The sequence below is a fragment of the uncultured Thiodictyon sp. genome, from assembly GCF_903828115.1.
Classification (GTDB): Bacteria; Pseudomonadota; Gammaproteobacteria; order Chromatiales; family Chromatiaceae; genus Thiodictyon.
In genome coordinates, this window is the sequence record NZ_CAIKKU010000585.1 from 1 (window position 1) to 10,048 (window position 10,048).

General features: G+C 66.4%; 10 protein-coding genes. All 10 read left to right on the forward strand.

The genetic code is table 11. The features are described from left to right. Positions 1-876: type VI secretion system accessory protein TagJ (locus tag QZY48_RS22050; protein ID WP_295435184.1), on the forward strand; the 876-nt coding region annotated here is incomplete at its 5' end. After that, entirely contained in the window at positions 869-1,372 is a 504-nt protein-coding gene (gene tssE / locus QZY48_RS22055; protein WP_295435186.1) for a type VI secretion system baseplate subunit TssE, read from the forward strand. The genes QZY48_RS22050 and tssE, both read left to right, overlap by 8 nt. 12 nt (positions 1,373-1,384) lie before the next feature. Beyond that, complete coding sequence (gene tssF, locus QZY48_RS22060; RefSeq protein WP_295435188.1) at positions 1,385-3,274, forward strand: type VI secretion system baseplate subunit TssF; 1,890 nt, start codon at positions 1,385-1,387, stop codon at positions 3,272-3,274. Further along, a complete protein-coding gene (tssG, locus tag QZY48_RS22065; protein WP_295435190.1) occupies positions 3,238-4,368 on the forward strand; it encodes a type VI secretion system baseplate subunit TssG in 1,131 nt (376 codons plus the stop codon). Before tssF ends, tssG begins: the two co-directional genes overlap by 37 nt. A 13-nt stretch (positions 4,369-4,381) precedes the next feature. Next, a complete protein-coding gene (locus QZY48_RS22070) occupies positions 4,382-4,588 on the forward strand; it encodes a hypothetical protein (RefSeq protein WP_295435192.1) in 207 nt (68 codons plus the stop codon). Further along, positions 4,585-7,335 (forward strand): type VI secretion system ATPase TssH, encoded by a 2,751-nt coding sequence (gene tssH, locus QZY48_RS22075; RefSeq protein WP_295435193.1) that lies wholly within the window; start codon positions 4,585-4,587, stop codon positions 7,333-7,335. The genes QZY48_RS22070 and tssH overlap by 4 nt, the downstream gene beginning before the upstream one ends. Before the next feature lie 362 nt (positions 7,336-7,697). Next, positions 7,698-8,603, forward strand: coding sequence for a hypothetical protein (locus tag QZY48_RS22080; RefSeq protein WP_295435195.1), 906 nt, complete (start codon positions 7,698-7,700; stop codon positions 8,601-8,603). 30 nt (positions 8,604-8,633) lie between these two features. Then, entirely contained in the window at positions 8,634-9,179 is a 546-nt protein-coding gene (locus tag QZY48_RS22085; RefSeq protein WP_295435197.1) for a hypothetical protein, read from the forward strand. A gap of 37 nt (positions 9,180-9,216) precedes the next feature. Continuing rightward, positions 9,217-9,435: a DUF29 family protein gene (locus tag QZY48_RS22090; RefSeq protein WP_295435199.1), complete on the forward strand. Its 219-nt coding sequence runs from the start codon at positions 9,217-9,219 to the stop codon at positions 9,433-9,435. A gap of 384 nt (positions 9,436-9,819) precedes the next feature. Then, the coding region (locus QZY48_RS22095) for a hypothetical protein (protein ID WP_295435201.1) at positions 9,820-10,048 on the forward strand (229 nt) is incomplete at its 3' end.

Here is a 10,048-nt window from a genome sequence, read left to right on the forward strand (position 1 = left end):
CCGCCGCCGGGAGAGATCATCATGCTGGCCGAAGACCGGTGGCGCGAGGGCGACCCGGAAGAATCTCTGCGCCGACTCCAGGAACAGGTGCGCCGCGAGCCCGCCAATGCGCGCTATCGCGTCTTCCTCTTCCAGCTCCTGGCCCTGATGGGACAGTGGGAGCGGGCCCTGACTCAGCTCACCGTGGCCGGCGAATTGGACGCCGGGAACCTGGCCATGGTGCAGACCTACCGCGAGGCGCTGCGCTGCGAGGTGTTACGTGCGGAGATCTTTGCCGGCGGGCGCTCGCCGATGGTCTTCGGCGAGCCCGAGGAATGGTTCGCACTCCTGCTCCAGGCGCAGCGCCTGGTCGCGCAGGGGGCGGGCGAGCAGGCGCGGGCACTGCGCGAGCGCGCCCTGGAGGCGGCCCCGGCGACGCCCGGAACCATCGACGGCACCCCGTTCGCGTGGATCATGGACGGCGACAGCCGCCTGGGGCCGGTCCTGGAGGCGATCGTCAATGGGCGCTATTACTGGATACCGTTTGAACGCATCCGCGCCATGCACCTGGACCCCCCGCAGGACCTGCGGGACCTGGTGTGGATGCCGGCCCACTTCACCTGGGCCAACGCCGGCGAGGCCGTGGGCCTGATCCCGACCCGCTATCCGGGCTCGGAGGCCTCACCGGACGCCGAGGTGCGCCGCAGCCGCCGGACCGACTGGCTGGAGCAGGCGGGCGACACCTTTGTCGGCCTGGGCCAGCGCATGTTCTTCACCGACGGCGGCGAGTACCCCCTGATGGATGTCCGTACCATCGTGCTCGCGACCGACCCCGCGGCGCGTCAACCCGACCCACCCGGGCCGATCCCGGCCGCCGCGGACGCTGCCGGTGGCTGAGCTGATCCATCGCGAGCGGCTGCAACCCTCGCTGCTCGATCGGCTCACCGATCACGAGCCCGGCAATCCGCGGGAGTCGCGCGAGCAGCGGGACTTCTCGCTCAGCCGCCTGCGCGAGACGGTCCTGCGCGATCTGGCCTGGCTGCTCAACACCACCAACCTCGCCGCGGCGCAGGACCTCGGCGCCTATCCCGAGGTCTTGGGTTCCGTGCTCAATTTCGGCATCCCGGACCTCTCCGGCACCACCCTCTCCGGCACCGACCCGGCGGCGCTCGAGCGCACCCTGCGTCAGGCCATCACGGACTTCGAGCCGCGGATCATCCGCCATACGCTGAACGTTCGCCTCGAGGTCAATGAGGGCCAGATGAGCCACCAGGCCATGACCTTTCTCATCGAGGGCGACCTGTGGGCCCAGCCGGTCCCGCTGCGCATCTATCTCAAGACCGAGATCGACCTCGAAATGGGCGATGTCACGGTCAGCCCCTACACGGGCTAGGGACACCAAGCGATGGACCCACGCCTGCTCGGGTATTACAACCGCGAACTGCGCTTCATGCGCGAGATGGGCGGCGAACTGGCCGCCGAATTCCCCAAGATCGCCGCCCGGCTCGGGTTGGAGAGCTTCGAGTGCGCCGACCCCTATGTGGAGCGCCTGCTGGAGGGCTTCGCCTACCTCGCCGCCCGGGTCCAGCTCAAGATCGACGCGGAATTCCCGACCTTCACCCAACACTTCCTGGAGATGGTCTACCCGCACTACCTGGCCCCAACCCCGTCGATGGCGGTGGTGGAGCTGCAGCCGGACCTGGCCGAGGGCGCCCTGGCCGAGGGCTTCGACCTCCCCCGCGACACGGTGTTGCGCGGTACCCTGGGCCGCGACGCCCAGACCGCCTGCGAGTATCGCACCGCCCACCCGGTGCGCCTCTGGCCCATGGAACTGACCGCGGCCGAGTATTTCAGCCATACCGGGCCGGTCGCCAAGGCCGACCTGCCGGCGCTCAAACGCAGCAAGGCGGGCATCCGGCTGCGGCTGCGCACCACGGCCAATCTGACCTTCGCCCAACTCGCCCCGGGGCGCCCGGAGCGCTTCCAACTGGTGCTGTTCCTCCAGGGGGCGGACCAATTGCCCTTCGAGCTTTACGCCCGGCTGTCAGGCGACACGGTCGCGGTACTGGTGCAGCCCACGGCGCGCCCCCTGCCCTGGATCGAGACGCTGCCGGCCACGGCACTGCGCCCCCTGGGCTTCGCGGACGACGAGTCGCTGCTGCCCTATGCCCCCGCATCCTTTCAGGGCTATCGCAACCTCCACGAATATTTCGCCTTTCCGCAGCGCTATCTGTTCATCGCCATCGACGGCCTGGGGCCGGTCCTGCAGCGCCTCGACGCCCCCGAGGTCGACCTGATCCTGCTCCTGGGGCAGCCGGCGCCGGGCCTGGAGCGGGTGCTGGACGCGGCCAATTTCGCGCTGCATTGCAGCCCGGCGATCAATCTCTTTCCCAAACGCCTCGACCGCATCCATCTGAGCGCGACCGGCCCCGAGCAGCACCTGGTCCCGGACCGCACCCGCGCGCTGGATTTCGAGGTCTACCGGGTCGACAGTGTGACGGGCTATGGGTCCGGCACGACCGCGGCGCGTGAATTCCGGCCCTTCTACGCCCCCGCCACCCTCGCTCAGGGGGGCGGGCAGCCCGCCTATTACAGCGTCCACCGGGTCCCGCGCCGCCTGTCGTCGCGCCAACAGCGCCGGGGCACGCGTTCGAGCTATGTGGGGAGCGAGGTCTTCGTCAATCTGGTGGATGCGGCGCAGGCCCCCTGGTCGGCCGAACTGCGACAACTCGCGGTGACCGGACTCTGCACCAATCGCGACCTGCCGCTGCTCATGCCGGTCGGGACCGGCAAGACCGACTTCACGCTCGAGTCCGGGGCCCCGGTGCGCGCCGTGCGCGTGCGCGCCGGACCGACCCCGCCCCGCCCCTCCCACGCCCATGGAGACACCGCCTGGCGGCTGATCAGCCACCTCTCGCTCAACTATCTGTCGCTCGCCGACACGGACGGCGGCCAGGGCGCCGCGGCCTTGCGGGAGCTGCTGGGACTCTACGGGGGGCTCACCGACGCCGACCTGCGCAAGCAGGTGGACGGCATCCTGCGGGTGTCCTCCCGGCCCATCGTGCGGCGGCTGCCCGGGGTGCGGCCGGTGACCTATGGGCGCGGGCTGGAGGTCGCGGTGGAGTGCGACGAGACCGCCTTCGAGGGCACCGGTGCCTTTCTGCTCGGGGCCGTCCTGGCCCGATTCTTTGCGCGCTACTGCTCCATCAACGCCTTCACCGAGACGGTGTTGAAGACCGGGCGCGGGGAGCTGATGCGATGGCCGGCGATCATCGGCCGGCGCCCGACCCGGTGACGGCGCCCGCCCCCGCGGTTGCCGCCGCGGCCGCGGCCGACCGGGAGCGCGCGCGGGCACTCCTGCTGGGCGAGCTGGCCGCCGCCCCCTGGTCCTTCGGCTTCTGCCAGACGCTGCGCCGGCTCGACTGCCTGCAACCGGAGCGCCCGCGCATCGGCGCCACCGCCAGGCCCGCCGACGACCCGGTGCGTCTGGGCCAACGGCCGTCCATGCGCTTCGCCCCGGCGGAACTGGCCGCCCTGGAGCAGTCCGGGGCCGCCCGGGCACCGCGCCTGCTGGTCTATTTCCTGGGCCTGCTCGGACCCAACGGCCCCCTGCCCCTGCACCTGACTGAATACGCACGCGAGCGCGAGCGCCATGCCGGTGACACCAGCTTCGCGCGCTTTCTCGACCTCTTCAATCACCGGATGCTCGCCCTGCTGTACCGCGCCTGGGCCCAGGCGCAGCCGGCGGTCAGCTTCGACCGCCCGGACCAGGACCGCTTCGGCACCTATCTGGCCAGCCTCAGCGGCACCGCCATGCCCGCCTTCCAGGACCGCGACGCCATGCCGGACCTGGCCAAACGCCATTACGCCGGCCACCTCGGCTGCCAGACCCGCCACCCGGAGGGGCTGGTCGCCATCCTGCGGCACCTGCTGGCCCTGCCGGTGCAGATCGAGGAATTCGTCGGCCGCTGGCTGGAACTGCCCCCCGACTGCCGGCTGCGGCTGGGGGAGACGCCGCAGACCGGGGCCCTGGGCGCGACCACGACCCTGGGCGGGCGGGTCTGGGACCAGCAGTCCAAGTTTCGCGTGCGCATCGGCCCGGTCGGGCTCACCGAATACCTGGGCCTGCTGCCCGGCAACGCCGCCCTGGCGCGGGTCACGTCAGTGGTCCGCAACTATGTCGGCGACGCGCTGGAGTGGGACATCAACCCGGTCCTGGCCGCGGCCCAGGTCCCGCGCCTGTGCCTGGGCAACGGTCCGCGGCTGGGCTGGACCACCTGGCTCGCGAGCGGACCGCTCGGGCGCGATGGGGATGATCTGAAGCTCGATCCGAATCGGCAGCGGCCCCAGGCCAGGCACGGCGACGACCAGGCCGGCACGGCGCGGTAGGCCGAAGGAAGCAATGCACTTTAGGGTACGGGAGAATCCGGGGCACTACGATAACCTCGATTACGACAACGACAACGACAACGACAACGACAACGACAACGGCGCCACAGCGTTCTCTACTGGACTCGGGCCGGACGGGGCATTCGCCCCGTCCGCAACCTCTCTGTCGAAACCAGCACCCATCCGCCGTATCACCACAGGCCCAGGAGTCGTCCCATGACCGAGATCAGCCGCGCCGCCCTCTTCGGCAAGCTCAATCCGCTCGCCTACAAGGCGATCGACAGTGCCTTCACCTTCTGCAAGCTGCGCGGCAATCCCTATGTGGAGCTGGTGCATTGGTTCAACCAGATCATCCAGGTCCAGGACTCGGACCTGCACCGGATCAGCGGCCGCTTCCAACTCGACCCGGCGGGGCTCGCGCGGGACCTGACCGAGGCCCTGGACCGGCTGCCGCGCGGCTCGCGCTCCAGCTCGGACCTGTCGTCCGACGTCGAGGAGGCGGTCAAGGAGGCCTGGTCCTATGCGACGCTCATGTTCGGCGCGTCCCAGGTGCGCACCGGGCACCTGCTGGTGGGCATCCTCAAGACCAAGGGGCTGCGCGGCACCCTGCTCGGTATCTCCCGCCAGTTCGACAAGGTCCAGATCGATGCCCTGATCGACGCCTTCGCCGCCATCGTCGCGGGCTCCCCGGAGGAGCGCATGGCGGCGACCGCCGGCTCGCCCCTGGGCGGCGGCGCGGCCCCGGGGGAGGCGAGCGACGCCATGGCCCCGGCCCAACTGGGCAAGCAGCAGGCGCTCAAGCAGTTCTCCGTGGACCTGACCGAACGCGCCCGCAAGGGGGAGTTGGACCCCATCGTCGGGCGCGACGAGGAGATCCGGCAGCTCATCGACATCCTGATGCGCCGCCGCCAGAACAACCCCATCCTGACCGGCGAGGCCGGCGTGGGCAAGACCGCCGTGGTCGAGGGCTTTGCCCTTCGCATCGCCGCTGGTGATGTGCCCCCGCCGCTCAAGGAGGTGTCGCTGCGCACCCTCGACGTGGGCCTGCTTCAGGCTGGCGCCAGCATGAAGGGCGAGTTCGAGAACCGGCTGCGCCAGGTGATCGAAGAGGTCCAGGCCTCGCCCAAGCCCATCATCCTCTTCATCGACGAGGCCCATACCCTGATCGGTGCCGGCGGCAGCGCCGGCACCGGGGATGCGGCGAACCTCTTGAAGCCTGCCCTCGCCCGCGGGACGCTCCGCACCGTCGCCGCCACCACCTGGGCCGAGTACAAGAAGTACATCGAGAAGGACCCGGCGCTCACCCGCCGCTTCCAGGTCGTCCAGGTCGACGAGCCGAGCGAGGAGAAGGCCATCCTGATGCTCCGAGGCCTGGCCTCGACGCTGGAGAATCACCATCAGGTCCAACTCCTGGACGAGGGTCTGGAGGCCGCGGTACGCCTGTCCCACCGATACATCCCGGCGCGCCAGCTCCCGGACAAGGCGGTCAGCCTGCTCGATACCGCCTGCGCCCGGGTCGCCATCAGCCAGTCGTCGGAGCCCCCGGAGGTCGAGGACTGCCGACGCCGGATCGAGGCCCTGGAGACTGAACTCGGCATCATCGGCCGCGAGAGCGCGGTCGGCGTAGAGACCGCGGAGCGCGGGCGCTCGGCCAGCGGCAAGCTTGCCGCCGAACGGGAACGCCTGGTGGGGCTCCAGGCCCGCTGGGACGCGGAACAGGCGGTGGTGGCGCAGATCCTGGACCTGCGCGCGCAACTGCGCGGCCAGGCGGCCCCGGTCGAGGGGACCGGCAGCGCCCTGGAGCAGGCCGCCGGTGCCGCGACGGGCAGCCCTGCCCCCGTCACCCAGGAGGCCCCTGCCCTGTCCGAGGCCGAGCGCGCCGCGGCACTGGAGAAGCTGCGCGCACTCCAGACCGAGCTTGCCGCACTGCAAGGGGAAAGCCCCCTGATCCTGCCCAGCGTCGACGCCCAGGCCATCGCCTCCGTCGTCGCCGACTGGACCGGTATCCCGGTAGGCCGCATGGTCAAGGACGAAGTCAAAGCGGTGCTGAACCTCGCCGAGACCCTCAACCGGCGGGTCGTCGGCCAGCGCCACGCACTCGATGCCATTGCTGCCCGCATCCAGACCTCCCGCGCCCGGCTCGACAACCCCAACAAGCCGATCGGCGTCTTCCTGCTCGCCGGCCCCTCCGGCGTGGGCAAGACGGAGACCGGGCTCGCACTCGCCGAGGCACTCTACGGCGGCGAGCAGAACATCATCACCATCAACATGAGCGAGTTCCAGGAGGCCCATACCGTCTCCACCCTCAAGGGCGCGCCCCCCGGCTATGTCGGCTATGGCGAGGGCGGCATCCTGACCGAGGCCGTGCGCCGCAAGCCCTACAGCGTGGTGCTCCTGGATGAGGTCGAGAAGGCCCACCCCGATGTCCACGAGATCTTCTTCCAGGTCTTCGACAAGGGCTGGATGGAGGACGCCGAGGGCCGCTATATCGACTTCCACAACACCGTGATCCTGCTCACCACCAACGTGGGCACCGATCTCGTCATGGGGCTGTGCCGGGACCCGGAGCTGATGCCGGATATGGAGGGTCTGGCCCAGGCCCTGCGCGCACCCTTGCTCAAGACCTTCCCGCCCGCACTCCTGGGGCGCATCGTCACCATCCCCTATTACCCGTTGAGCGATGACATACTGGCAACCATCATCCGGCTCCAGCTCGAGCGGATCGTGCAGCGGATCGCCGACAACCATCGCGCCGTGCTCAGCTATGACGAGGCGGTGGTGGACCTGATCGCCAAGCGCTGCGCGGAGGTCGAGAGCGGGGCCCGGGTGGTGGATGCCATACTGACCAATACGGTCCTGCCGGCCATCAGTCGGGAGATCCTCAACCGCACCATGGCGGGCAGGACCATCGGGCGGATTGCCATCGGGGTGGCGGAGGAGGGGTTCAGCTACGACTTCGACGCGTGAAACGGACCGGCCACTTCGACATCAGACGCACCTGCCCGGTTCGGTCGGGGGCTGCCGGGGCCGGGATACCGCCGGTGCTTGAGCGTGCTGAGCGCCTGAGTGTCGACCAAGTGTGCGAGGTTGGCGAAAAAGGTCGCGGCGGCAACTTTCCCAAACATCACCTATGGTCTAAGATGAAGCGATGTTGGCAATCGGCGGGCGCGCAGAGATCGTCTGGTGTCATGCGCCGTTGGCGCAAAGATGACCGGGGGCCGAAGAAAGAGATCTGACTGCCTTTATTGGACCCGACCCCCTTTTTTTCCACCTGCCCCCCGTTTCCTGCTTTTGCTCTCATTTTTTCTTCGGTCGCACGGGAGAACCTCATGTACAGCATCAAACATTCGGTCGGACGAGGCGCGAAAAATGACAAGGAAGACGTCGCAATCGTTCAGCAGTTGATCAACAACACCCTGCTGAAGAGAGCATCACGCTGCAAGCCATTGACGGTCAATGGGCTGATTGGAGAAGAAACGAGCGCGGCGATTCTCCACGTACAACAGTACGTAGTGATGCTGAAGCGCCCAGATGGCGTTGTAGACCCCAAGGGGCTTACTATCAAGGTCATGCGCAAACTGATGAGTGCGCCATCCGGCGAGGAGCGGGAAAAGCCAAGAACGACGGACAGGATCATTCTTCTCGATAAATCAGCACGGCCCGTACTCTCTGAATACACATCAAAAGTGCTGCAATTCGCTATGGCATTGTCGGATGTCAACCGCATCAGAATATCAAGCACACTGCGATTGGTTAGCGATCAGGCCCGAATCATGTATAATGACAACGTAGCGGCCGGCAAAGCCGGAGTGAGCTTAAGGACTTACCGCACCTATGGCTACGGCAAGGCGGGCACCGCCGTGGACAAGGTCTATGCCGAAAACCACGGGAAGCTCACGGCAGATGAAGTCAAGAAAAAAATGGAAGATGAAATTATTCGCTGGCTCAAGCAAGGCGAAAGAACATCAAAGCATTGCGTAGAACAGTCAGTTTACGACCGGAACAACATCCTGGACATTCCGTACTCCGGGGTTTTGCCCACCGACAAGAAAGATGAAATGGAAAGCACATTGATTGGTTTGGCCAACTCCTTCAACTACCGCCAGTACTCCGAAGCCGGCGCCAAAGAGCTGGAGAACTACCACAAACTTAAGGTGATTGACAAGGTGATAGTCGAGCGCGCTTGCTGGCACCTTGAGATTCCACAAGACGCGAAAGAGCTGCCGAAAAGCTGACGGCGAGCGAGACCTGAAGCGCAACCAACGATGATCAGAACGTCACTCGGTCTCGCCGCCATTGCTTGGCTGCTTTCATTCCCGGCTTCCACAACCTGGGCTGGGGTGGAAAAAGAGGAGGAAGCGGACAAATGCCCGATGATCTTCCATGAAACGGACTTCGACAAGACTGCGGTGAGCCACAACTATTTCGACAAGAAGGGAAAGCAACAGGTCGCCGCATTCAAGAACGGAGACCTCCTGATCATTCGCTTCAACGACGAATGCAGGCTCGGTTTTGAAGCCTCGATCTTGGTCAAGAAGAAGCTGCTTTCACCCGCGGCGCGGCGCAAGACCGCAGCCTGGCTGATAAATCTTCTCAAGAACAATGAGCAACACGACAAGCGCGTGCGCGCCGCATTAGCCCAGGAGTCTGCGTTTTCACAGGAGGAATTCCAGATCGTCGTTCCAGGCATACGGCTGGACGAGAAACACGCTTTGCGTCTCGTCAACATTGAAGTTAACCCCGATCTTACGAGTTCGATGTTTTCAAGCGTGATGGGCTACAGTTGGGTGCCTCCCTCCGGCGAGGAATAGGGCAAAGCCCAATCACGAAGGGTGAAGAAGGTGACAGTTGGCGCTCGACGATCAGCGCGACCGGATCGCGAGACGGCTCGACAAATCCCCAGGGCTCAAGCCCGGACCCGCGGGCCTGGTCGCCGAAGCCTATTGCGACGCGGTGGGATTGGCGGCAAGAGAGGCCGCCATTCGCCGCGACTGCTTTCCGTCAGTCTGCCCATACACGCAGGAGCAAACACTGGATGAGGAATTTCTTCCTGAGTACGCCGACTAATTTTCGGAACATTCAGGTTATGGGGCCGGGCCGCCTGGCGCCGAAGCCTTTCGGTCTCGCTGACCGGTCGCGCAAATCACGGTTGCGATCAGGTTACGCGCCTGACTGGGTGCCCTTCGACTCTGGTCCAAGTTCTAGAACTATGGAATCCATTCCATAGTTGAGGCCGGCAATCGCCGCGGAAAACCGGGCCGCGCAGCCGATGCGGCGACACAACTGACTGATTTCTCGCGTGATTGCTGTTGAAGCAAGCAGTGTATGGTTGCTGGCACGCTCCGTGCATCGTACCAGACAAGAAACCGAGTCGGCAGGGCGCCACACCGGCAAGCCTTGAACCGGACGGTCGAGACCTTCCCAGGGTTATGGCAAGTGCCCGAGAATCCCATGAACGACACGACTTACAGCTACCGGGACCCCCGTACCGCGATGATCGAAGACGCGCTGACGCTGATGCGTATCATCGATGCGGAGCACAGCAACGAACATATCAACGAGGGTCAGGAGGCCCGCACGACGCGCCTGCTGCTGCGCGACACGGCCCGGCAGTTGGTGGCCGAAATGGTCGCAGAACTGCGCGGGCGCGCCCGTGCGCGCACGCAGGTACCCTGCTTCG

Bases quoted from the DNA above. Each gene is read 5' to 3' on its own strand.
- QZY48_RS22085 (WP_295435197.1), top strand. From the start codon at position 8,634: ATGATCAGAACGTCACTCGGTCTCGCCGCCATTGCTTGGCTGCTTTCA.
- QZY48_RS22080 (WP_295435195.1), top strand. From the start codon at position 7,698: ATGTACAGCATCAAACATTCGGTCGGACGAGGCGCGAAAAATGACAAG.
- tssF (WP_295435188.1), top strand. From the start codon at position 1,385: ATGGACCCACGCCTGCTCGGGTATTACAACCGCGAACTGCGCTTCATG.
- tssG (WP_295435190.1), top strand. From the start codon at position 3,238: ATGGCCGGCGATCATCGGCCGGCGCCCGACCCGGTGACGGCGCCCGCC.
- QZY48_RS22070 (WP_295435192.1), top strand. From the start codon at position 4,382: ATGCACTTTAGGGTACGGGAGAATCCGGGGCACTACGATAACCTCGAT.
- tssH (WP_295435193.1), top strand. From the start codon at position 4,585: ATGACCGAGATCAGCCGCGCCGCCCTCTTCGGCAAGCTCAATCCGCTC.